Here is a 24,810-nt window from a genome sequence, read left to right on the forward strand (position 1 = left end):
GTCAGGTCACCACCAGTTCGCCCTCGTCGGTGTACCGATACCCGGCGTCTCGAAACGCCTCTCGGGCCCGGTCCGTATCGAGTCGGCCGTTCTCACCGAAGAAGGGGGTCGCCGGGTCCCGCTGGTTCCACGCCAGACTCGGTGCGAGCGAGTCGGTGCGCGCGAGCGGACTCGCCGCCGGGTCCCCGTAGCCTTCGAACACCTCGTCGGCGAAGTAGCCCTTGTCCAGTAGACGGGCGACGAGACGGCGGAACGCCGGGTCGTCGAACGGTGGCCGGCGTGCGTTGTAGCCGACGTGATAGAAGGTTCGGGTGGGCGTCACCGAGAGATTCAGCGACGGATCCCGGCCGATAGTCGGAATGCTCGACGGCGCGATACCCAGACCCGTCCCCTCGGCGTCGCCGTTCTTGATCAGCGAGATAGCGGCTTCGGAGGACGGGGCGCGTCGGAAGGTCAACCCATCGTAGGCGACGCCACCGGCGAACGGGCGGAGGTGGGTGGCCGTGGCGTCGGCGAGGAAGTGGTCCTCGAACGGGGAGAGGACGAGTCGCTCCTGTGGCTGTAGCCGGCGAAACTGTAACGGCCCACTCCCGACCGGGTCCCGGTTGGCCCAGACGACGGCCTCGGTGAGCGTCTCCTCGGTGTCGATGCCGCCGGCGAGCGCTTCGCTGGCCCTCGACTCCCAGACGTGTGCCGGGAGAACCGGCACTGTGAGCGCTTCTCGTGCGACGGCGCGACTGACCGAATCGAACGCCAGTCGGACCGTCGTGTTGTCGAGTTCCTCGACGTCGGTGAGCAGCGACGCGCGACCACTGAACCGCGGTGCCGGGACGGGGTCCTCGAGCGCGCCCATCGAGGTGTCCGAGAGGAACCGATATGTAAACGCCACGTCGTTCGCGTCTAGGTCGGTGCCGTCGTGCCACGTGGCATCCTCGCGAATCGACACGTCGAGCGTGCCGTCGACCGGCAACTCGCCCGACCACGTCCACGAATCGGCCAGCCACGGGCGAACCCGGCCGTCGATTCGCTGGCCGAGCGAGTCATAGAGGAGACTCGTCACGACGCCGTCGCCGCGAGCGGTCGCCGACAGCGGGTTCAGGTTCTTCAGCGCTCGCTTGTCCGTGAGCGTCATGCGGATGGCGTCGGCGCCGTCGCTCGTCTCGGTCCGTTCGGGCGTCCCAGTCGTCTCAGTCCGTTCGGGCGCCCCAGTCGTCTCAGTCCGTTCGGGCGTCCCAGTCGTCTCGGTAGCCGGGCGCACTGCTTGGTCCGGTCGGGTGTCGAGTTCCGCCGGGGAGAGGGTGAGATATCCCAGTTTGGAGTGGACGTCGTTGGCGTCGTACCCGAGGGCGACCGACGAGGAGAGCGCCCGGAGTTCGTCGACGAACGCGACGACAGAGAGCGGTTGGGCCCGCGAGAGTTGCTCCTGAATCGTGGCGAGCGTCTGCCGTCGCTGGTCGCCGCGCTGTCGACGCTGGAGTTCGAGGAGGCTGTCGACATCGCCGTCCTCGAAGCCGAAGGGGTTGTACCACCCGGCCGTCTCCGCGTACCGCGAGTGAAAGAGTGGCCGGAGGAAGTCCGGGTCGGTGCGTTCGGGGAACGGCGCCACGTAGACGTCGAACTGCTGGTTCACGAGGACGTCGCGCATGAGCGTCTCTCGACGCGTCGGAACGACGGTGGCGTCTACCCCGACGGCGGTTAAGTTCTCCGCGAGGAACCGAGCGATGCGAAGGGCGCGCGTGTCCGCGTCGGCCGGGAGCGATTTGATGGAGACCGAGAGCGGTTCGCCCGGTACTGACCGGTCGAGCAGCCCATCGGGGCCGTAACAGCCGCCGAGGAGACCGAACACCCCGGTCCCGATGAGGCCGAGAGCACGCCGCCGGCCGATCCGGTCGAAGGGTGGTCGCTCTGCTGGCGGATCGTCGGGCATTATGATTCGACGGCGACTGTCGGTCGTCGGGCGGTTCGTGACTCGATAGTCGCGGGGATGGACGCAGCAGCCGAGATGGAGGAGAGGAGCGGCATCGGGTAGTTACGGACTGGACGTCTCCGGACTTTATTATCGTCTAAATAAGCCCACATAGCTCGACTTAACCGGCGTCGGTCACCGACCGATGAGCGGCCAGACGAGCATCCCGACCCAGATAACCGCGCCGATCACCCAGTAGCGGTACCGTGTCGTCCGTTCGGCCGCCCAGCGGCTCCCTCCTGCGCCGATGAGCCCAAGTCCCAACAGGAGGACGAGGCGCTGGAGTAACGCGCCGTAGGAAACGACAGACAGGTCGAGGTAGGCGTAATCTACCATTATCCCGACCCCGAACCCGACGACGGCGACGGTGAACCCGTCCGTCGTTCGGAGGTGTCGACCGAACGCCAGCGCGGCGGCCGGCAGTCCCACGACGAGCAACACGTAGAACGGGGCGCCGACGACCTGCGGTTGTGCGGTGGGGAACGCGCGTTCGGCGGCTATCGCACCGACCCTGACGACAAGTGGAAGGAGCGACGTCGATGCGAACAGCGCGGCGTGATAGCGCGAGAATCGGCTCTCGCGAATCCACCGGAGCGACGCGCGAGCGTCGGCCGTCAGTCCGGAGAGCGTCCCGGCCGCGCCGAGACCGAGCAGTGGGAGGAAGAACACGAGCGGGGCCAGCGCGCTCGGCCGGTCGTGGTGGTACTGCGGCCCTAGCATCACCCGCCGTCGTGGTTCGATGACCGTAACCCACCCGTCGGCGTCGATTGCGCCGCCGTTGCCCCAGCGTTCGCGACGCATTTCCCTGACGACGCCGGTCCCGAGGAAGTCGCGCTCGAGGTGGTGTTGGGCGCGGCTGAGGCTCCCGACGTCGTGTCGCAGGCGGAACCAGTCCCAGTGTTCGTGATGGGCCTGAATCGCCGTCCACTTCTCGGTACCGTCCCCCCCTTCGTACAGTCTGAGGTGGTACCGCGACCCGAAGTACGTCCCGTCGTGAATCTGGTACGTCGCGTCGGTCCACCGACCCGACGTGTTCGTCATGACGAACGTGTATCGCTCTGACCCCGTCGACTCGCTCCAGTAGACGCCAGTGCCGTTGATGGTCACGTTCCCCTGCTCGGTCGACCCGGGTTCCCAGGTCTGGGCCGTCTTGTTCCAGTACAACCGCTCCGCGCCGCTCGGCGTGGACGTGAGCAGCTGATACACCGTCGTGGCGTCTGTCGTGACGACGGCGTTGATGGGCAGGGTCGCCTGGTTGAACGAGTGCCCACGACTCGTATACGGCCAGAGTCGGACGTGACCGTCCTCGCTTGGCCTGACGAACCCGACGTCCGAGACGGTCTTTTCCTCCGTCGGCCCCCGTTCGACGAGCGGGGTGACGGGGCCAAAGACCGACAGCACCAGCAGTGTCGCCAGCACCAGTAGGACAGAACGAGACCGCTCGCTACCCACCATCGTATCGCATCTAAGCACGATATCGTGTTATTATTTTGCCGCTAAGTCGGCGGGCGGGCGGTCGTATGGGTTAACGTACCGTTTCCATCGGCCCGGTTCGAAACCGAAATCGGTCGATGCACCGGCAAGCGTTCGACGTGTTGGTCGGTAGGACAGTCTAGAGCGGCGTCCCTGTCGTGGCGCGATCTCTTACTGTCTATATAATAAATCGGCTGTCGACACTTGATACCCGTAGTGAACGGTCTGAAATCCGGTCTGCGGTTGCTCTTCGTCTGTCTGCTGGTCGCCGCCGGAGCCACGGTGGCGACGGGGTACGCATCGTCCGACCAAGCGGCGACGGCAGAGCGGTTCGCCGAGGGCAACGGCGTCGCCGAGGAACGGGACGGCGTGACGGTGATAGCCACCGACTCGAACTCTTGGCTCGGACGGGGGAACGAGGGGCCACGGGCGAAAGCCGAGCTAATCGCCGTCGGCCCCGACGGGACGGTCCAGTACTACAACGACTCACACACCCGCTACTGGGACGTAGACCCCGTCCCCGGAACGGAGATGACCGTCGAATACGTCGCGGCCGACCACCTCACACCCGAGGAGTGCGGTGGCGAAGAAGTGTGTACTCGGAACGTCATCGAGCGAGTCAACCTCTCGACGGGCGAGACGGAGCGCATCTTCGGCCGTGTCACCGAGGGGAAACACTCGACCAGGTGGCACGACGCCGACCGCATCGACGAGGACCACGTCGTCGTCGCGGACATCGCCAAGGACAGAGTGTTCGTCGTGAACACGACGACGGGACTCACCACGTGGGCGTGGAGCGCCCAGAACGCGTTCGCGACCGACGAGTCCGGCGGTCCCTACCCCGAGGACTGGACGCACATCAACGACGTCGAGGTGCTGTCTGACGGCCGCATCATGGTCAGCGTCAGGAACCACGACCAGGTGGTGTTCCTCGACCGCGAGACCGGGATGCTGGCGAACCAGACGCTCGGGAGCGACGGCGACCACGAGACGCTGTACGAGCAGCACAACCCCGACTACATCCCACGGTCCGAGGGCGGCCCGGCGGCCCTCGTCGCCGACTCCGAGAACGGCCGTCTCGTCGAGTATCAGCGGACCGACGGCGGGTGGGAACGCACCTGGACGTGGAAAGACGGGCGCCTCCAGTGGCCCCGTGACGCCGACAGACTGCCCAACGGGCACACCCTCGTCACGGACTCGAACGGGAACCGCGTCTTCGAAGTGGACGAGGACGGCGAGGTGGTCTGGTCGATGGACGTCGCGTTCCCCTACGAGGCCGAACGGCTGAACACCGGTGACGAGAGTTCGGGTGGGCCGAGCGCCCAGCAAGCGGGTCTCCAGAGCGCGACAGCGGACGGGGACGAGGGAGCGTCCGACTCCGCTGACACCGCTGGCGTGTTCGGGGCCATCTTCGGCGCCGTCGAAGGCGTCCTCGGCAATACCGTCGTCAACGCCGTGATGTACGTCCTGCCGGCCTGGGCCGGCGGACCGGAAGTGGCCGCCGTGGTTGTGGCCGTCGGGACCGTCGTCGTCTGGGCCGGCGTCGAACTGTACTGGTCACCGTGGCGGCCCAGCATCCACCGTCACATCACCATCGAGTGGAAGAACTGAGCCATGTCGAGTGACCCCCCATCCGACGAGCGAGTCGCATCAGACGGCCGAGTCGAGTCGGGCCCACTCACCGACGGAGTGAGTCGACGCCGCAGACGCGTCTTCGGCGGCGAGGACGTGCCGTTGCTCGGAGCCGTGCTTCTCGTCGGGGCGCTGATGTACGTCACCTATCTCGCCACCCACGACTACCCCGCCTACGGGGCGGGCCTCTATCTGGAGATAGCCGACCAGATACGCACACACGGCTACGCGCTCCCGGAGCAGATTCCGGGGTACACGAAAGGCGGCGTCCCCTTCGCGTACCCGCCGCTGATGTTCTACGTCGCCGCGGTCCTGCGCGACCTGACCGGCATCGGACCCATCGCGTACGCCCGGTACGTCCCGGGAGTGTTGGTCCTGCTGTATCTGGTTCCGTACTACTTCGTCGCGCGCGAACTGCTCGCTTCGTCGCGGCGGGCGGCCGTCGCGAGCGTGCTGTTTGCCGTGACGCCGGCGGCGCTTCAGTGGCACCTCTCGGCGGGCGGTATCGTCCGTGCGATGGGGCTGTTGTTGGTCCTCACCGGCACCTACGTCGGACTCCGGCTGTTCCGCGGCGGGGACCGCCGATGGCTGGTCCCCGGCGTGGTCTGTTTCGGGCTGACGGTCCTGACCCATCCGACCTACACCGTGGTCTTCGGGCTGACGTACCTCCTGCTGTTTGTCAGTTTCGACCGGTCGATCACCGGGTTGGTAGCCGGTGCCGCCGTCGCCAGCGGCGGTCTGCTGCTCGCCGCGCCGTGGTGGGTCGAAGTGATACAACATCACGGCGTCGGCATCTTCACCGCCGCCGCCGGCACTCACTCCGGACTCGGTGGCGGCGTGGGCCGCGTCCTCTCGGAGTTCGTCTACCTCATGGACTTCGATACGGAGGCGCTGTACTACGTCGCTGCATACGCCGGAACGGGCTACGCGCTGTCTCGTCGCCAGTGGTTCCTGCCCGCGTGGCTGTTCAGCCTGGGGTACGTCGTCGGCAAGCCACGGTTCCAGTTCCTCGCGGGGTCGATGCTGACGGCCGTCCTACTCGTAGAGGTCGTCGTCCCCAGAATCCGCCGGGCCGGACTGCCGCTCGACCGCCGGCGAACCGTCAGTCTGTTCGTCGCTGGGGTACTGGTGCTGGGCGCAGTGGGACTGGGGACGGCCTTCGTCGCGAGCGCCTCGAACTCTCACAACGGGAGTACGACGATGCCGGCGTTCATGGACGGGTCGGACGAGAAAGCGATGACGTGGACCGAACAGAACACCGCACCGTCGAGTTCGTTCGTCGTGCTCGGCGACGCCGCCGAGTGGTTCCCCCTGCTCACCGACCGGACCATCCTCGTCGGCCCGTGGGGCGTCGAGTGGACCACGCCGGAGCGCTACCAGTCACAGTTGGAACTGTACGAGTCTATCTCCGAGTGCGAGGACGCGGCCTGTCTCACGAGACACCTCCAGTCGTCGGGACACTCGCCGGACTACGTCTACGTACCGAAGGGTCACTACACCGTCCGCGGCATGGATCACACCCAGAGTGACCGGATGCGGGACTCGCTGCAGGCCGCCGACCGCTACGAGATAGCCTACGAGAACGAGGGCGTGGTTATCGTCCGCGTGTCCGATTCCTGACCGGCGAGTTCGGTCGTGTGCGTCTCCTCGCCCCAGTGACCCCGATCGTATCCGACACAGAGCTTTCGGAGGCTGGACGGCCGGTGTAGAGAGTGGCGGCGTACCCCTCCAATCAGGGGGTCCTCGACCGCCACGTCGCCGACGAAACCGCAGTTATCGTGACGATAAGGTCGCTGGCTGCCGGTTAACCGCACCGACAGCCGGCACCGAGTCGGTCTTATCCGCTGAATAATAAATATCGGATGGCACATAGGGTAGGTTGTCCCGGGCCGCAATTGCCCGTACCAGAACCCCCACCCCAACGGTGCAATTCGCGCCATCCCCGCTGCAGCCATCACTGGTCCGGGACCACCCTATCTTTCTGGCGGAGGCCGACGCCTGTGAGTCAGTAGTGAGGCGTATCGCCGGGCGTCAGTCACACCCCGACCAGTAGGCGTTCCCGCCGACGACCACGTAGTCGCCCCGCCCGTCGCTGGCCGGTGAGGCGTCCGACCGGCGACGCCGACGGAGTGTCGCCCGCAACACGTCGGCTTTCACCCACGCGAACCCGGCGAGGATGGCCGTGAAGCCGACGACGGTCAGCGGCGTGAGCACTTCGTCGAGCAAGAGCCAGCCGAAGACGGCGGTCACCCCCGGCACTGCATAGGAGACGAGACTTGTCTCGGCCGCTCCGACGGCGTCGACGAGCCGGAAGTACAACAGGAACCCGACCGCGCTGGCGAAGACGCCGAGGTACACGAGGGCAACGAGGTGTTCGACGCCGGCCGAGACCGCGCCCACCTGTTCTGACGGCAACGCGGCGCTGATCGCGTGGAGGATGACAGCACCGACGGCGGTCATCCCGGCCTGCACCGACACCAGTGGGAGCGTCGTCGTGTACCGTTCGGTCAGCACCGCGCCCGCCGCGAAGACGACCGCGGCCCCGATGAGCAGGGCGATACCCAGTCCACGCGACCCCAGCGCACCCGGCGACGGGTTCGCGATGACGACCACGCCGAGGAAGCCGCTGACGGTCCCGATAATCTCGTGGGGGCGGGCCCGATAGCTCGGGAGCAGCGTCGCCGCGAACGCCGGCGTCACCACCGGCGTGAGACTGAGCAGGATAGCGCCGTAGGCGCTCGGGACGTACTGCTGCCCGAGAAACAGCAGCGTGAAGTGCGCGCCGATGAGGAGCGCCCCGCCGACGAGCATCAGTGCGACGTCGTCACGGGTCCGGGGGCGAAGCGTCCGGCCTCGGGAGACGGCATAGCCGACCAGCACCGCGGCGGCGATGTCGTGTCTCAGCGCCGCAAGCAGGACGGGCGGGAACCCCTCGAGACCCGTCTTTATGGCGACGAAAGAGAGACCCCAGAGCAGCGCGAGGGTCGCAAACAGCAAACCGATACGGCGAGTCGTTGGCGTCGTCACAGTAGAGGACGGGTATAGATGCTGGAGACGTATCAAGCTTCTATCGCTACTGTGACGCATACGCACAGACACGGCGTGGCAGGGCTTCAGGCGGGGATTCGGGTCACACGAAGCCGTCGCTCGGCGGCGTCGACGGCGGCGTCCGTCAGTCCGAACGAGCGTCGTCGAGCGCGCCGGCGGAGTGTCCCGCCATTGTGGAATGGTATCTTACCACATAAACTCGAAATTATATGGTTCGAATGACAACTTAGCGGTATGGTACTCTACGCGGTGGAGGACATAGAAGACGCACTGGCCGCCACACGTGCGTTCCTGTGGCCAATCGACCGCTCGCGGTGGCTCAGACTCGCGCTCGTCGTCTTCTTCGTCGGAGGTACCGGCGCGAACGTCAACACCGTCCAGTTCAACATGCCGTTCGATCAGGGCACACCGCCCGGTGGGGCCCCTCCGATTCAAGATATCGGACCCCGTATCTGGTTCCTCGTCGCCGCGATCGTCGCCGTGGCGCTTCTAGTCGGCCTCGCGTTCCTCCTGGTGGGGTCGATAATGGAGTTCGTCCTCGTCGAGTCGCTCCGCACCGAAACGGTCGCTATTCGACAGTCCTGGCGCGACCGATGGCGACAGGGACTCCGTCTGTTCGGATTCCGGGCCCTCGTCGGGCTGGTGGTTTTGAGCCTCGTCGCGGGCCTCCTCGCACTCGTGTTGGTTCCCGTCCTCACCGGAACGGGCGGACCCGCTGGACTGCCTGCCGGCGGAGCCTCGGTCGCCGCGTTAGTGCTGGTGCTGCCGGTGGTCGTCCTCATCTCGATTCTGGCCGGTCTGGTCGGCGAGTTCACTACGGTTTTCGTCGTGCCCATCATGGTGTTGGAAGACTGCCCCGTCCTCGGCGGATGGGCCCGTCTCTGGCGATCGATCAAAGCCAATCCGTGGCAGTACGTCGCCTACGCCGTCGTAGCGTTCGTGTTGACGCTCGTGGGCGGCCTCGTCGTCACGATAGCAGTCGCGATAGCCGCCGTCCTCCTCCTGATTCCGTTCGGTATCCTCGGCGCAATCGGATTCGTCCTATTCACGGCAGTTCCCTCCGTGGGGCTTGCGGTGCTAGCGCTCGTCGGACTGGCCTTCGGGCTCTCGGTAGTCGTCGCCGCAGCCTTCGTTCAGGTACCCGTGGTGACGTACCTGCGGTACTACGCGCTGTTCGTTCTCGGCGACGTCGACGACGAACTCGACCTCGTCCCGGAGCGCCGGGCCACAGTGCGGGCGGACGAAGCGTGACACCGTCGCTATCACCGCCTGAGAGGACACAAGACATTTGTACCAGACGCGATTGAGCGCGGGACGTGCCCTCCAGACGACGATTCCTCGCAGCACTCGGCGTCAGTGCGCTGGGCGGATTCGCAGGCTGTTCGGCGAGCGCCGACGAACCGCCAGCGCCAGCAACGCCGGATCTCAACCCCGAAAAGGACATATACGGCGCCGACGGCAACTGGTCGAGTTTCGGCTGTAACGCCGGCAACACCCGAAGCGTCCACGGAATCACCGCCGGCAAGGCGCCCGTCGACGGCGTCGACGAGGAGTGGCGGGTCCCGGTCACCGACCTGCAACGAACCGCTCCCGTCGTCGCGGGCAGTCGGGTCTATCTGCCGACCCCTGCCGGCCTCCGTGTCTACGACGCCGAGGACGGAACGGAACTGTGGCGCGAGGACGGCATCGAAGGGTCGCCAGTCGTTCGGGGCGGGACGGTGTTCGCAGCCGACAACGCCGAGAACACGGTCCGGGCCCTCGCTGCCGACAGCGGCGACGAACGGTGGTCGGCGGAGACCGACGTGCCCCCGGTCGGCCCCTCGATGTATCCCGGAACGCCGCTCATCGTCGGTGCGGGCGAGCGAGTGTTCGGACTCGACCCGGAGACGGGCGAAGAGGTGTGGTCGCGGCGGCTGTTCGGACCCGTCCTTCCCAGCCCGCCGGTGTGGAACGGCTACGCCGCCGCCGTGGCGACCGAAGCGGGTGAAGTCGCACTGCTCACGCTCACCGACGGGACCGGTGTCCAGCGCTTCCGACTCCCGGCGCCACCGGTCACTCCGCCGTCGGCGGACACGGACTCGGTGTACGTCACCTGTCGGGACGGCGTGACGTACGCGCTGGGTGGTGAGACCAGTTCCAGTGGCCAGCGTCGGTGGTCGGTCGAGACCGGGTGGGGTCCTGGCGGTATCGGTCTCGATTCGGGACTCGTCTTCGCCGGGACGTCCGGCGAACTCCACGCCGTCGACAGCGAGTCGGGGTCGGTCCGCTGGACCCACCGACTCGGAGACTGGCGACACACGGCCCCGGCTATCGGCCGGGGCACGCTGTTCGTCGGCGGTGACCGGCTATGGGCACTCGACCCCACGCCGAAATCGGGGCTGGTCGGCTCCGGTCCGGCGGTGCGCTACGAGCGCACGTTCCACGGCCGCGTCGGCCCCGGGCCGATACTCCACGACGGGACGCTGTACGTCGTCGCCGAGACGGGGCCAGACTCGACGCACCTGCTCGCGTTGTCCTGACAGGCTAGCAGTCACATACCGACGCGTGTCGTGTCGCCGCTCTCGGCTGCGGTACTGAACGGTGTCTCGTGCTGTCCTGATGGGCATAGGCGTATCCTCGTACACGGCGATAGCGTCCCGCGAAGCTAACCAACAGTCGGCCGATATCCGCCAGTCGTTGGTTAGCTGCACGAATCACGTTCGAAGCATCAGGTGTCGCTTCTCGAAGAAGACACAGAGACGCCGTCGTGCTTGCTGCGGGAACTGAGTCGAACACCGTCCGAGCGTGGGGAACCGCTCGCCGGCGGTGGGACGGCGAGCGACCGTCGCCACCGCCGGCGACTGTCACCTGCTCCCACTCGTCGTGTTAGTGCAGCAGTTTGCTGCCGAACTGCATCTCGTATGACTTCACCGTGTCGATGGCCTGTTCGCGGCTCAGTTCGTCGAAGGACTTCCCGAAGCAGTCCTGTGCGATCTCCTCTCGGGTCGTGTAGTCCGACGGACCAGTTCCGTCGGTGAACGGCTGCCGGTTGTAGATCGCCTGAACTGCCACGGCGCGGTCGGTGCTCAGTTCGTCGAAGTGCGAATCGAACTTCGCGTGGGCGATGTCGTCGGGACTGTACGCCGGGTCCGACGGTAAGTCGCCGAACTGTTCGTCGTAGGCGTTCTGGGTCTCGATGGCCTGTTCGCGGCTCAGTTCGTCGAAGGACTTCCCGTAGCAGTCCTGTGCGATCTCCTCTCGGGTCTTGATGTCCGACGGGTGGGTGCCGTCGGGGAACGGCTGGCGCTTCGCGATGGCCTCGACGGCGATAGCGCGTCGGTCGCTCAGTTCGTCGAGGTGCGCGTCGTACTTCGCGTGTGCTATCTCGTCCGGCGTGTACTCCGCCGGGTCGTCCGAATCGTCGGCGGGCTCGATAGTGATCGTCGCCGTCGCCGAGTCGTCGTCGGTGAAGACGCCGTGTTCGTAATCGCCGGTGTCGAGTCCGCTCGTATCGACGTCCTCGAACGTCACGGTCTCGGCGTCGCCGCCATCCAAGGTCACCTCTTCCGAGTCCAGCGCCTCGTCGGACTGCAGGGTGCCGTCCCCGTCGGTGTCGAGGCGGAACTCGACGTCCTGCGTGGCTGCTTCGTCACCGTCGTTAGTGATCTCGGCGGAGACGTCGACGGCGTCACCCTGCGTCGCACTGTCGGGGGCTTGCAGGTTCGACACCTCGAAGTTCGCCGGGTCTGGGTCCGGTTCCTCGACTGCGTCGACGGTAATCGATGCCCCGTCGGTATCGGTCACCGTGTAGGACTCGCCGACTTCGGTCCCGAGCGCGTCGACGCTGAGTCCGACGTCACTGGAGCCAGCGCTGTCGCCGCGGACGGTGACCGTCGCGATGGTGACGCTCCCGCTATCGGACGTATCGGCCAGCGCGGCCTGTACGTCCACGGAGCCACCGTCGCCGTCGATGGCGACGTCGGTCGTCTCCGACGACGGGTCGCCCCGGACGCTCACGTCGGTTATCGAGGCGACGCTCGGGTCGGCGAGGGTGACGCCGAAGTCGTACGCCCCGACGCCGCCGTCGGCGCTCTCGACGACCACGTCGTAGGTCGTCGAGTCGCCGGAATCGACAGTCGCACTACTCGGCGCTAGCTGGACCGCGGTCTCCAGATTCGGCGTGGATTCGTCGGACTCCTCGATAGTGATAGTCGCCGTCGCCGAGTCGTCGTCGGTGAAGACGCCGTGTTCGTAGTCGCCGGCGTCGAGCCCGCTCGTGTCGACGTCCTCGAACGTCACGGTCTCGGCGTCGCCACCGTCGAGCGTCAGTTCCTGCGAGGTCAGTGCCTCGTCGGACTGTAAGGTGCCGTCCCCGTCGGTGTCGAGGCGGAACTCGACGTCCTGCGTGGCATCTTCGTCACCGTCGTTCGTGATCTCGGCGGAGACGTCGATTGCGTCGCCCTGCGTCGCGCTGTCGGGGGCTTGCAGGTTCGACACCCCGAAGTTCGCCGGGTCAGGGTCAGGGTCCGGATCAGGGTCCGGGTCAGGGTCCGGATCAGGGTCCGGGTCAGGGTCCGGATCAGGGTCAGGGTCGGGGAGTGCCCTGACGTTGAGCGACGCGTCCGCGCTCTCGCTCACGGTGTAGGACTCGCCGGCTTCGGTTCCGAGTGCGTCGACGCTGAGTCCGACGTCGCTGCTGCCGGCACTGTCGCCGCGGACGGTCACCGTCGCGATAGTCACCGTCCCGGTCTGTTTCGTGTCTGCGAGCGCGACCATCACGTCGACTTCGGACCCGTCGCCGGCGATAGCGACGTCGGTCGTCTGGTCGGAGGGGTTCCCCTCGACGGTCACGTCCGTTATCGAGGCGACGCTCGGGTCGGCGAGACTGACCGTGAAGTCGTACGCCCCGACGCCGCCGTTTGCGGGCGTCACGACCACGTCGTAGGTCGTCGTCTCGCCGACGTCGACGTTCCGACTACTCGGGGAGAGGCGGACGTTCGTTTCGGGTGCCGGGTCGGCGTCGGCGGACTCGATGGTGATCGTCGCCGTCGCCGAGTCGTCGTCGGTGAAGACGCCGTGTTCGTAGTCGCCGGCGTCGAGCCCGCTCGTATCGACGTCCTCGAAGGTGACTGTATCGCTGTCGCCACCGTCGAGCGTCAGTTCCTTCGAGGTCAGCGCCTCGTCGGACTGCAGGGTGCCGTCCCCGTCGGTGTCGAGGCGGAACTCGACGTCCTGCGTGGCTGCTTCGTCACCGTCGTTCGTGACTTCGGCGGAGACGTCGATTGCGTCGCCCTGCGTCGCGCTGTCGGGGGCTTGCAGGTTCGACACCTCGAAGTTCGCCGGGTCTGGGTCCGGTTCCTCGACTGCGTCGACGGTGATCGAGGCGTCGGTCGCCTCGTTCACGGTGTAGGACTCGCCGGCTTCGGTCCCCAGTGCCGAGACGGTCAGACCGACGTCGCTGCTGCCGGCCGCGTCACCGCTGACGGTGACCGTCGCGATGGTGACGCTCCCGCTATCGGACGTATCGGCCAGCGCGGCCTTCACGTCGACGGCGGACCCGTCACCGGCGATGTCGACCTCGGTCGTCTGGTCGGAGGGGTCCCCCCCGACGGTCACGTCCGTTATCGAGGCGACGCTCGGGTCGGCGAGACTGACCGTGAAGTCGTACGCCCCGACGCCGCCGTCGGCGCTCTCGACGACCACGTCGTAGGTCGTCGTGTCGCCGACCTCGACCGTCGCGCTACTGGGCTGGAGACTGACCGTGGTTCCGGGTCCCTCTTGCTGTTGTGGCACCGCGATCTGCAGCGCGCCGCTCGGGCCGACGCCGACGGCGGCACCGCCGATACCGACCGTCACGACGAGGGCCGCTATCGCGACGACGAGCACGCTCTTCGTCTCCAGCACCGCGGGGATGCTCGCTCGCACACTAGTTCACCTCCGTGAACAACTTTTGTACGTCGACCACGTCGACGGTGCCGTCGCCGTTGAAGTCGAAGTTCTCGGGGTTGTTCTGGACGGTGTCGCTCTCCAGATTGGCGAACAGGGCCTGCACGTCGACGACGTCGACCGCTCCGTCGCCGTTGACGTCCTCGTAGAGGCCGTCGTCGTCCGGGTCGGACGGTGCGTTGGCGAAGTCGCCGACGGGTGGCAGACTCGCATCTTCAACGGTGAGCGTGGCCGTCGCGGAGTCGTTCTCGGTGTACACGCCGTGGGTGTACTCGCCGGGGTCGAGACCGCTCGTGTCGACGTCCTCGAACGTCACCGTCGTGGACGCACCGGGGTCGAGAGTCACGTCCTGACTCGCCAGCGCCGTCCCGTCGACGCGGAACTCGACGGTCTGCGTGGCGGTCCGTTCGCCCGTGTTCTCGACGGTCGCCGAGACGTCGACGACGTCACCTTGGGTGACCGTCACGTCGGTCGGGCTCAGGTTCGAGACCGCGAAGTTCGCGGGTTCGGGCGGCGCTTCGACGGTCACGGACGCCCCGTTCGTGTCAGTCACGTCGTAGCCGGTGCCGCTCTCGTCGAAGACCAGCACCGCGTCGTTGCCGTCGGACGGTGCGAGAGTCAGCCCGGCGGTCCCGGCGCTCTCGCCTTGGACGGTCACTTCGGCGACCGTGACGCTGCCGGTGTCCGCGGTGTCCCGGAACGCGTACTCGACGTCCACCGACGACCCGTCGTCGGCGACGTCGATTTCGGAGCTTCCGGACCCGAGGACCGTGGCACTCGTTATCGTCGCGACGCTCGTGTCGTCGACGGCGACGCTGAACTCGGCGGCTCCGACGCCGCCGTCCACGCCGTCCACGACGACGTCGTAGGTGACTGCCTGCCCGGTGGTGACCGTCTGGTCACTGGGCTGGAGACTCACCGTCGTCTCCGGTGCCGGTTCGGGTGGCTCCTCGATGGTTATCGTCGCCGTCGCAGTGTCGTCGGGTGTCGCCACGCCGTGGGTGACGGTCCCGGTCGAGAGGCCGCTGGTGTCGATATCCGTGAACTCGACGGTGGTCGAGGCCCCCGCGTCCAACTGCACGTCCTGCGACGCGACGGCGCTCTCGTCGGCAATGGAGTCGTCGCCGTCAGTGTCGACGCGGAACTCGACGGCCTTCGTGGCGGTCTCTCCGCCGGTGTTCTCGACGGTCGCGGAGACGTCGATGGCGTCGCCCTGCGTCACGCTGGCGGGCGCCTGCAGGTTCGACACCTCGAAGTTCGCCGGGTCGGGTGCCGGTTGGTCACCGACGACGTCCAGCGTCGCGTCGTTCGTGCCGGTCACGTCGTAGCCGGTGCCGCCCTCGTCGAAGACTAGCACATCGTCGTTGCCCGACGCAGGTGCGAGACTGACGCCGGTCGAGCCGTCACTGACGCCCTGAACGGTCACTTCGGCTATCGTGACGCTGCCGGTATCTGCCGTGTCCCGGAACGCGTACTCGACGTCGACGGACGATCCGTCGGCGGCGATATCCGTGTTGGTCGCCCCGGAGCCGAGGACCGTGACGTCGGTAATCTCCGCGACGCTCGGGTCGTCGACCGCCACGCTGAACTCGGCGGCCCCGACGCCGCCGTCAGCGCTGTCCACGACGACCTCGAACGTGGTGGTCTGACCGACATCGACGCTCGTGTCCGCCGGAACGAGACTCACGGTCGTCCCGCCGGCGGCCGCTGCGAGCGGGGCCGCTGCGGAGACGACCACCAACAGCGCGACCGCCGTGACGACGAGGTGCCATCCGCGGCCGGTGTCCGATAGTCGGTCGACAGTCATCGGTTACGCCGTCACCTCGCTGAAGAGCGCTTGCGCGTCGCCGACGTTGATCACGCCGTCGCCGTTGAAGTCGTACGATGCGACGTAGTTCTGGACGGCCGCCGAGTCGCGGTTGCTGAACAGCGCCTGTGCGTCCCCGACGTCGACCGAACCGTCGCCGTTGACGTCCTCGTAGAGGCCGTCGTCGTCCGGGTCACCGGGGAGCAGGCCGTCGCCGTTGACGTCCGGCGGGGTGAACTCTATCTCCGCCGTCTCGTTGTCTGCGGCCGTGAACACGCCGTACTGGCGCGGGCCGAAGTCGGCGTCCGACGGCACGGAGAAGGTGAACGTCACCGGGTCCGTCGCGCCGGCCGCAATCGTCTCCTGTTTGGTGACGACGGTCTCTAAGTCACCGTCGCCGTCGGCGTCGATGCGGAACTCGACGGGCTGGGTGCTCTCGACGCTCCCGTCGTTGGTGACGTTCGCCGTGACCGTCATAGTGCTCCCGACGGCCGCTTTATCGGGCGCACTGAGGTCGGAGACGAGGAACTGGACCGCCTGCACGTCGAGGGATGCACCGTTGGTGCCGGTCACGTCGTATCCCTGCCCGCTCTCGTCGAACACGAGCACCTCGCTGTTGGTGTCGGTCGGTTCGAGAGAGAGGTTCGCGGTGCCCGCGTTCACGCCTTCGACGGAAACCGTCGCGACGACGACACTGCCCGTGTCGGCGGTGTCCGCGAACGCGTATTCGAGGTCGACCCACGAGCCGTCGGCGGCGATTTCTATCTCTTCGGTCGCGCTATCGTCGGCGACGCTCGCGCCGGTGATTTCGGCGGCGGTCGTGTTGTCGACAGCGATGCGGAGTTCGGCGGCCCCGACGCCGCCCTGTGCGTCGTCCACGACGACGTCGTACGTCGTCCCGATGCCGACCGCAGTGGTCTGGTCGGTGGGTTGGAGGCTCACCGTCGTCTGCTTGGTCGGCGGTTCTTCGATGGTGATCGTCGCCGTCGCGGTATCGTCGGGCGTCACGACGCCGTGGGTGACCGTCCCGGTCGAGAAGCCGCTGGTGTCGATATCCGTGAACTCGACGGTGGTCGAGGCTCCGGCGTCCAACTGCACGTCCTGTGAGGCGACCGCGCTCTCGTCGGCAATGGAGTCGTCGCCGTCAGTGTCGACGCGGAACTCGACGGCCTTCGTGTCGGCCTGCCCGCCGGTGTTCTCGACGTCGGCCGAGACGTCGATAGTGTCGCCCTGCGTCGCGCTGGCGGGCGCCTGCAGGTTCGACACCTGGAAGTTCGCCGCATCGGGTGGCTGGACGGTGACGTTGACGAGGTCCGAATCGGACGCGCCGTCGTCGTCGGTGACGGTGAGGTCGAACGTCAGCGTCGTCTCCGAGTTCACGTCCGGCGCAGTGAACGTCGGGGTGGCCGTGTCCGCGCCGCTCAACGTGACCCCGCTACTGGTCGTCTCCGTCCACGAGTAGTTCAGGGTCCCATCGGGGTCGGTCGAGTTGGTTCCGTCGAGCGTGACCGTATCGCCCGACGTGACGGTCTGGTCCGCACCCGCGTCCGCGGTGGGCGGGACGTTAACCTCTTCGACGGTGAGCGTCGCACTCCCGACGTTGTTCAACGTGTACCCGGACCCGTTCTCGTCGAAGACGACGAGGTTGCCGGTCTGGCTGTTCTGGACGACGTTCACGTCAGTCGAACCGGCCGCGGCCCCCTGCAAGGTCACCTCGACCATAGTGACCGCACCGGTGTCGGGGCTGTCGGCGAAGGCGTACTTGACGTCTGCTGCCGCCCCGCCGCCGGTGATGTTGTTGTCGGTGACGCCAGGGGTGTGTAACACTGTCACGTCCGTGATGGTCGCGACGCCCGGGTCGCTGAGTTCGACGCCGAGTTCCGCGGCACCGACGCCGTCGTCAGCGTTGGCGACCCCTATCTGGACAGTCGTGTTCTCGTCCGGGGCGATGGTGTTGTCGCTGTCTGTAATCGATACCGTCAGGTCTGTGGTCGTCGCCGCGCTAGCGAGGCCAGCGGTCGTCCCGAGGACGACGATGGTCGCTAACAGCAGGCTCAGGACCTGCGACCGCGATGGGTTCGTGAGTCCGTGTGATGTCATTGTGTCGGGTTTCGCGTCGTTTCGTTCCGGAGCCGATGCGTGATTTCGTGGTGCGAGTGAGACGCCGACCCGGCGGAGACGGTCTGCCTCTGGAGTGGTGCCGGGTCGGGGTGGAGCCGAGGCTGATCAGGCCTCCAGTCCGTTGGCGAACAGCGCCTGTGCGTCCCCGACGTTCACCGAGCCGTCCTCGTTGAAGTCGAACGCCTCCACGTTGTCCTGCACGACCGGGTCGTCGGAGTTCGCGAACAGCGCCTGTGCGTCCCCGACGTTCACCGAGCCGTCACCGTTGACGTCCTCGTACTTGCCGTCGCCGTCCGGGTCCGTCGGCGCGTTCTCGAAGTCACCGATGGGACCGGGCCCGTCGGCGAGTTGGAGGATAACGTAGTCCGAGGTCGGACCAGTGTCGCCGTTGGGCTCCTCCACGTAGGCGACGAAGTAGTTCTGACCGCCCTCGGCGGTGGAGTTCGTCAGCGTGACGTCCACCGTCGCCGTGCCGGTCGAGTCGGTCGTCGTCGAGTAGTACTGGACGTCGACCGCCTTGTTGGCCTCGTAGTCCTCGATTTCGTAGGGGTCGGGGACGTTCGAGAGGTTCAGTTCGCCCTCGATGCGGAGGAGCGTCACGTCCGCGTTCGCGGGCGCACCGGAGATGCTGACGGTCTGGTTCGCGTCGAACACCGTCGCCGCGGTGTGCCGGTCGGACAGCGTCGTCGCGGACAGCGAGACGTTGTCGACGCCGATGCTCGGCGGCGACTCGTCGGTGTCGTTCAGCACCGTGGCTTGTGACCCGCCGGCACTGCCGTCGCCGACGAGCGTCGCTTCGTGCATCCCGGTCGACTCCGCACCGACCGAGACGGTGCCACCGGACAGTTCGAGCCCGGAGACCGGCCCCGCGGCCTGCGAACCGAGGGTGGTGCTACTGATGCTGGTCGGGTCGTTGTCGATGGAGAACGCCATCGTCTCGCTCGGTTCGAAGCCCGAGAGCGTGACGATCAGCGTGTCGTAGCCCGCGCTGTTGTTCTGCCCGTTGTGGAAGTTCGTGTACTCGACGTTCTCCACGGTGACGTCGCCGCTGTCGAGGGTGAACTCCTTGCCGACGTCGTCACCGGCGGTGTTGAACGGATCGAACACCATGTCCGGCAGGACCGTGTCGTTCAGGTCCACACGGAGCGTCGTGATGCTCGTGTCACCGGTGTTGGTGACTTGATACGACCCGGCGCCGTAGGTGCTCGCCTCGATACCGCTGTTCGGCGTCAGCGCCACGCTGGCACTGGTGTTGCCGGAGACTGCGGTCGCGTCGTACTCCAGCGCCACCGTCTGTGAGACGGCCCCGTTCGAACTGGGACCGTCCTGCACAGCGGCCTGATAGTAGTTCAGGTTCGTCGTGTCGAGCGTGACCGGGACCGTGGCCTGCCCGGTCGAGTCGAGCGTGACCGTCTGGTTGCTGACGACTTCGGCGTTGTCGGCCTCGTAGGCGTCCACGTCGTAGCCGTCCGACGGCGGTTCGCTCGCTTCGATGGTGAGCAGGTTCACCGTCGCGCCCGCGGGTCCGCTCAGCGTGAGGTTCTGCTGCTGGTCGCTGACCGTCGCGGCCTCGTGGGCCGGGAAGTCGGTCGGGCCGAGCGTGACGCCGTCGACGCCGAGCGTGGGTGCAGCCGAAGACCCGGCGCTCACGGTAGCCTGTGACCCGCCTGCGGAGCCGTCGGTGTACAGGTCGTTCGAGACGGTCCCGCTACTCGACGAGACCGTGACCGCGGAGCCCGAGAGTTCGAGGCCCGAGACCGATCCGGCGCCGCCGGTCGTGGAGGCGCCCTTGATGGTCGTCGGGTCGATGTCCGTCGAGAACGTCACCGTCTCGCCGGCCTCGAAGTCGGTGAACTCCAGCGTCAGGACGTCGTAGCCTTCGCTGTCGTTCACGCCGTTGTGCGGTTGGCTGAACACCGTCGCGGAGTCGGTCGTGACCACGCCGACGCCGTCGCCGGACTCGCTGTCGATGACGACGCCTTTGGCCGTCGAGTCACCAGCGGTGCCGTTGGGGTCGAACACCGCGTCGGGAATCGCGCTCTCGCTCAGGTCGATTTGGACCGAGGAGATGTTGTCATCACCGGTGTTCGTGACGCTGAACGACCCACCGGAGTAGGTGCTCGCGTCGATACCACCGTTCTCGGTGACCGTCACGTCGGCGCTGGTCCCGGTCGGTGCCGGTTCGACCTCTGTGACCTTGATAGCGGATATCTTCGCGTTGTCGTAGGTCGCCTCGAAGTCGATGTCGAGTTGACCGTCCGTGACCTCGACCGTGTAGGTCTTCTCGGTCGCGTTGAGCGTGCCGACCTCGGCGAAGATGTCGAAGTTCGTGAACTTCTGGTCGTTCTCGATGCTCGCGTTGAACAGCCGGTCGTTCTCGTTCGTGCCGTCGCTGGGCCCCGAGGAGTCCGGCGAGTCGTTCGGCGAGACGCCCTGATAGATTTCGGCGAACTTCAGCGTGACCTGATAGGTCCCGTTCTGGACCGGCACGTCGTAGCCGAACGGGTCACCGTAGCGTTCGGTCGTGTACAGCAGGTCGTCGTCGGTGTTGTTTATCTCCGTCGTGGAGTCGATGCTGTAGGTGCTGCCGGCGGTGAAGTTCTTGTCAGCGGCGTACACCGTGCCGTCGGTGGCCGTGTACTGGTTGCCGCCGGAGTTCACCGCGAACACGACATCGCCGGTCGCGGTGTCGGTGTCCTGCACCGTGACGTTCACGAGGTCCGTGTCGTAGTCCTGGCCGTCCGAGACGTTCACTTCGAAGGTGAGCGTCTCGTCACTGCTGACCTCCGGCGCGGTGAACGTCGGTTCCTGTGCGTCGTTGGCGCTCAGGCTCACGTCGGGGCCTGCCGTCTGGGTCCAGGTGTACCCGAGTTGGTCGCCGTCCGGGTCGGAGGACCCGGTGGCGTTAAGCGTGACCGACGTGCCTTCGTCGACCGTCTGGTCGTCGCCCGCGTCGGCAATCGGTGCCTGGTTCGCGGGCGGCGTCACGTACTCGGCGGAGACGTCGGTCCACGTCGCCGGGAACGTCGAACTTGCGCCGTTGGACGTCGAGATGACACCGACCGCGAGGCCGCTACCGTCCGAGGTGTCGAGCCAGCTCGCCGGAATCGCCGCCGTTCCGATGTCCGTCGTCTGGTTGTTGACCTCGTAGGATGCGTTCAGCGCGACTTCGTCTTCGCCGTTACCGGGAAGCGGGTCGAGCGTCGGATCGACCGTCAGGTACAGCGTCGTGTCGTTGCCCGTGACGGCGCTGTCACTGACGACGTTCGGCGAGGTCTGATGGGTGAACGAATCGTCTTCCTCCTGGGCGAACTCGATGCCGCCGTTGCCGCCGTCGGCCGCGACGACGAGTTTCGAGTAGTTCGACTGGTCACCGGTCCCGACGAATATCCCGGCGGACTGGAAGTTCTCCGGGTTCTCCGGGAAGGAGGCGACAGTCGTCTCGACCGTGAACGGTTCGTCCGGCGGGTTCACGCCGAACTGGAACGCGTACTGCTGGGTGTTCGTCGACGAGTACGCGTCACCTTGGGGTACCTCTTCGACCGTCAGGACCTCCGCGGCCCCGCCGACGGTCATCTTCGAGGTGTTGTAGAGGTCCTGATAGTCGTCCTGACCGTTCGTCATCAGGCCCGTCCAGCCCTGCCCGGAGTCGTCGTTGAGCGCCGCGTTCTCGCCGAACAGGCTCAGTTCCGAGAGGTCGTGCTGGACCGGGAGAGTCGTCGTGGTCCCATCGTCCGGGTCGACGGCGAACGGGTCGGACGTGTCGGGCTGGCCGTCGTTGTCGTCGTCCGGGTCGTTGACGTTCGACGTCTTGTCGTCGTCGAAGTCGGCCGGCGTCGACGCCGACGAGCAGGGGTCCGACCCCGCGTCTAGCTCGTCGGCGTTGTCGTAGCCGTCGCCGTCTTCGTCGAGCGTCGCGTCGTCGGCACCCGTACACTCGGTTCCGCCGTCAGTGCCATTGTAGTCGACCGGTTCGAAGATAGTGACGTCGTTGCCACCGTGGTTGGCCGTCCAGAACGTCCCGGGGAACTTCTCGTCGTCACCGACCGCGTCGAGACCCAGCGGACCGCCGGTGTTGCCTATCGTCTCGACGTTGGTGGCGGTCGTGCCGTCGGAACTCAGTTCGACGCGCTCGACGTCACCGCCGAGTTCGACCTGCAGGAGGTCGCCGTCCATCGCCCCGCCGAAGTTCGAGGCGGTGTACTCGTCGGTCGCACCGGTCGGGCCGAACAGGACCTTGTTCCCGTTCGTGTCTTCGAGCGTGTTCGCACTTCCCGCGGGCGCTCCCGGGTCGGGCGAGTTGCTCGTCGGCGGGATGTAGTCGGCCTCCACCGGGTTCACCATGCTCGACGGGACCGGGGAGTTCGACGCGTTGATGTCGAAGATGACGTTCCCGCTTGCGTCGTAGATGTCCGCCTGCGTGGGGTTCGCGCGGATGGGCGCCGCGTGCCCGCCGTAGTCACCCTCGTCCACCTTGATGAGTTGGTCGCTCGTCGAGAAGCTCCCGTCCTCGTTGGGGTGGTTCGTCACGTTCGCAGCGTCCGCGACGATGTTGCCGTTCTCGTCGGCTGGCTGGCCGCCCCAGCCACCGTTCGGCCCGTGGTCGCCTGCATAGACCTGACCGCTCTCGGTCACGACGAGGTCGTAGGGGTTCCGATAGCCGGGCGAGTAAATCTGGACCGGCCCGCCCTCGACGAGTTTCGCCTGATTGATGCCGTCGTTCCCGCCGAACGGCAGGTCGTCGCCGTCCGTCGCGTCGTCGTTCTGAATCGTCGGGATGGCGTAGTAGAACGACAGGTCGGGGTACGACTGGGTGCTTCCCTGTGGGTCGTAGTTCTGGAGGTTCTTCGCCGTGTAGTTGGCCTCGATCTGTGCGAGGTCTATCTCGAGGATGGCGGCCGACAGCGCGTACTCCGGCGTGTGGCCGAAGTTGTCGCCCGGTGCGCCCTTGTTGGTGTGGCCGCCCTGCGCGATGTACAGGGTGTCTCCGTCGTTGGAGAGGTCGACGCCGTTCGGCGAGTGGTTCTCCTCGGAGCGCGGTAGCCCGAGGACCATCACGTCGTGGTCGACGTTCGAGATGTTCTCGTTGGTGTACGACAGCGTGAGGCGTGAGAGCGCCCCGGAGTTCGTGTCCGTGTCGTCGTCGTCAGTACCGACGTCTATCGATGGGTCACTCGACGTGACGTAGACGACTGGTTGGGAGGCCGTCCCCCCGACCGTGAGGCCGGTCACCTGCCGGTTGTTCTCACCGGTGTTGTAGTTCCCGAAGTCGTCGTGGTTCGGGATGTCGTTGATGGCGTCTATCTGCTCTACGTCGGTCGCCTGATAACTGTTCTCGCCGGTTCGGTTGACTTCGACCGCGTACACCGTCCCGCCCTGCGTCGAGACGTACAGGCGGTCGTCGGGTCCGAACTCCAACGCCGTCGGGTTGCCTGCGCTGAAACCCTGTAGCGTGCTCTTGGAGAAGTCAGGGTCGGCGGAGCTAACGCCCTCGCCGGTCAGGTTGACCGTGACGGGCGAGTTGGTCCCGCTGTGACTGACCTCCATCGTCGCCTCGTGGATGGCGACCTGATCCGGCGAGTAGGTCACGTTGACCGTCGTCGACTCTTCGGGCGCGAGCGTGACGCTGCCCGAGAAGTCGTGCGAGAACTGACTTGTGTTCGCCCCAGTCAGCGTGACGCTGTCGATGGTGATGTCCGGGTGCGAACTGTTGCTCGCGTTCCCGAGGTTCGTCAGCGTCACCGTGTCGGTCTCGCTGTTCCCCGTCACGACGCTGCCGTAGTCGACGCTGTCGGGCGACGCGCCGAGTTCGTCCGGTTGCGGTTCCGTCGGGACGATTTCGACGGCCGAAATCTTCGCGTTGTCCACCTCGGTGACGAAGTCGACGTCGAGCGTCCCGTCGCTGGGCGTCACCGTGTACGACTTCATCGTGCCGACGTCGTGGCCGACGTCAGCGTAGATGTCGTAGTTGTTCAGCACCTGCTCGCCCTCGATGGTCACGTCGAACTCACGGGCACCCGAGGAGGTCGCGAATATCTCGGCGAAGTACAACCGGACCTCGTAGCTCTGTCCGGCAGTCACGTCGAAGTCCCACTGCTGGTCCCCGTAGCGTTCGGTCTGGAACACTTCGGACGGCGTGCTGTCCGGGACAGTGCTATCGAGCGTTATCGTATCGCTCGTGCTGAACGTACTCGTACTCCCGCTGACTGTCACCCCCGTCGTCGACCCGGGTGGTGTCCAGTCGGCGCCGCCGTCGATCGCGGCCACCGTCGACCCACCCGCGTTCACGCGGTACAGTGAGCTATCACTCGCAACCTGATACTGGACTGGGTTCGCTTCCGGTGCAGTCACGAACGCCCCGGCGGTGCCGCCGGCGACGATCGACAGTACTGTGAGTACTGATAGTGTGACTGCCAGCGTTTGCCGTTTGAGACTTCTGTCTGGCATCGAAGCTACCGTCGAAGGATAGCTATCTTAGAATAGGCCGCCTGAAAACCAGTCAGAGACCGGTTTCATAGGGTTAGAGCGCTGATAATTACACATCACGAATCCGTGTATCCCACTCTCGTGTAACGAAATCGGTTGCTTACAGGCGGGTTACGCAGCACAACGTGGCGTCTCGCTACCACTCTTGCCCAGTCACTAGTCACGTAGTTGCCACTCTATCACCGTCCTGCGGTCAGCGACGGCTGGCTTCGTGGCGTCGGTGGGACGTGCAACGGCGGGTGTGGGGTGGCCGGTCGGCGAATGAGCCCCGGACGACGTGTCGCCGATTCCCCCGCGACACCCGAGTATGCCCACAGCGGCACGGCTATATATCATCTGAGCGAACAAAATC

Annotated in this window: 11 protein-coding genes; 4 read left to right on the top strand and 7 right to left on the bottom strand. The window is 66.3% G+C overall.

Annotated elements, in window-relative coordinates; genetic code table 11:
* Position 1 precedes the first annotated feature (1 nt).
* Together NDI85_RS17120 and NDI85_RS17125 are read right to left on the bottom strand one after the other, a co-directional pair.
* Complete coding sequence (locus NDI85_RS17120; RefSeq protein ID WP_310916449.1) at positions 2-1,927, bottom strand: ABC transporter substrate-binding protein; 1,926 nt, start codon at positions 1,925-1,927, stop codon at positions 2-4.
* A gap of 174 nt (positions 1,928-2,101) precedes the next feature.
* Positions 2,102-3,421 (bottom strand): hypothetical protein, encoded by a 1,320-nt coding sequence (locus tag NDI85_RS17125; protein WP_188997097.1) that lies wholly within the window; start codon positions 3,419-3,421, stop codon positions 2,102-2,104.
* Between the two features lie 234 nt (positions 3,422-3,655).
* Between NDI85_RS17125 and NDI85_RS17130 the strand changes: the two genes are divergently transcribed.
* Both NDI85_RS17130 and NDI85_RS17135 read left to right on the top strand, forming a co-directional pair.
* Positions 3,656-5,050 carry an aryl-sulfate sulfotransferase gene (locus NDI85_RS17130; protein ID WP_310916450.1) on the top strand — a complete coding sequence of 465 codons (1,395 nt, stop codon included), beginning with the start codon at positions 3,656-3,658 and terminating at the stop codon, positions 5,048-5,050.
* Positions 5,051-5,053: 3 nt separating this feature from the next.
* Entirely contained in the window at positions 5,054-6,691 is a 1,638-nt protein-coding gene (locus NDI85_RS17135) for a glycosyltransferase family 39 protein (RefSeq protein WP_188997099.1), read from the top strand.
* Positions 6,692-7,102: 411 nt separating this feature from the next.
* Here NDI85_RS17135 and NDI85_RS17140 read toward each other — a convergent pair whose 3' ends face one another.
* Positions 7,103-8,098 carry a DMT family transporter gene (locus tag NDI85_RS17140; RefSeq protein ID WP_310916451.1) on the bottom strand — a complete coding sequence of 332 codons (996 nt, stop codon included), beginning with the start codon at positions 8,096-8,098 and terminating at the stop codon, positions 7,103-7,105.
* A 255-nt stretch (positions 8,099-8,353) separates the two neighbouring features.
* On the opposite strand from NDI85_RS17140, the gene NDI85_RS17145 reads away from it, so the two are divergent.
* Both NDI85_RS17145 and NDI85_RS17150 read left to right on the top strand, forming a co-directional pair.
* Entirely contained in the window at positions 8,354-9,370 is a 1,017-nt protein-coding gene (locus tag NDI85_RS17145; protein WP_310916452.1) for a hypothetical protein, read from the top strand.
* Positions 9,371-9,435: 65 nt separating this feature from the next.
* Positions 9,436-10,638 (top strand): PQQ-binding-like beta-propeller repeat protein, encoded by a 1,203-nt coding sequence (locus NDI85_RS17150; protein ID WP_310916453.1) that lies wholly within the window; start codon positions 9,436-9,438, stop codon positions 10,636-10,638.
* 346 nt (positions 10,639-10,984) lie between these two features.
* Here NDI85_RS17150 and NDI85_RS17155 read toward each other — a convergent pair whose 3' ends face one another.
* From NDI85_RS17155 to NDI85_RS17170, 4 genes are all read right to left on the bottom strand, one after another.
* Positions 10,985-14,023, bottom strand: coding sequence for a hypothetical protein (locus NDI85_RS17155; protein WP_310916454.1), 3,039 nt, complete (start codon positions 14,021-14,023; stop codon positions 10,985-10,987).
* Position 14,024: 1 nt separating this feature from the next.
* Complete coding sequence (locus NDI85_RS17160; protein WP_310916455.1) at positions 14,025-15,851, bottom strand: CARDB domain-containing protein; 1,827 nt, start codon at positions 15,849-15,851, stop codon at positions 14,025-14,027.
* A 3-nt stretch (positions 15,852-15,854) separates the two neighbouring features.
* Entirely contained in the window at positions 15,855-17,951 is a 2,097-nt protein-coding gene (locus NDI85_RS17165; protein WP_310916456.1) for a PKD domain-containing protein, read from the bottom strand.
* A gap of 126 nt (positions 17,952-18,077) precedes the next feature.
* Entirely contained in the window at positions 18,078-24,419 is a 6,342-nt protein-coding gene (locus tag NDI85_RS17170) for a malectin domain-containing carbohydrate-binding protein (RefSeq protein ID WP_310916457.1), read from the bottom strand.
* Between the last annotated feature and the right edge of the window lie 391 nt (positions 24,420-24,810).

Origin of the sequence: Haloarcula sp. S1AR25-4 (assembly GCF_031624555.1) — an archaeon.
In the GTDB taxonomy this organism is placed as follows: Archaea; Halobacteriota; Halobacteria; order Halobacteriales; family Haloarculaceae; genus Haloarcula; species Haloarcula pellucida.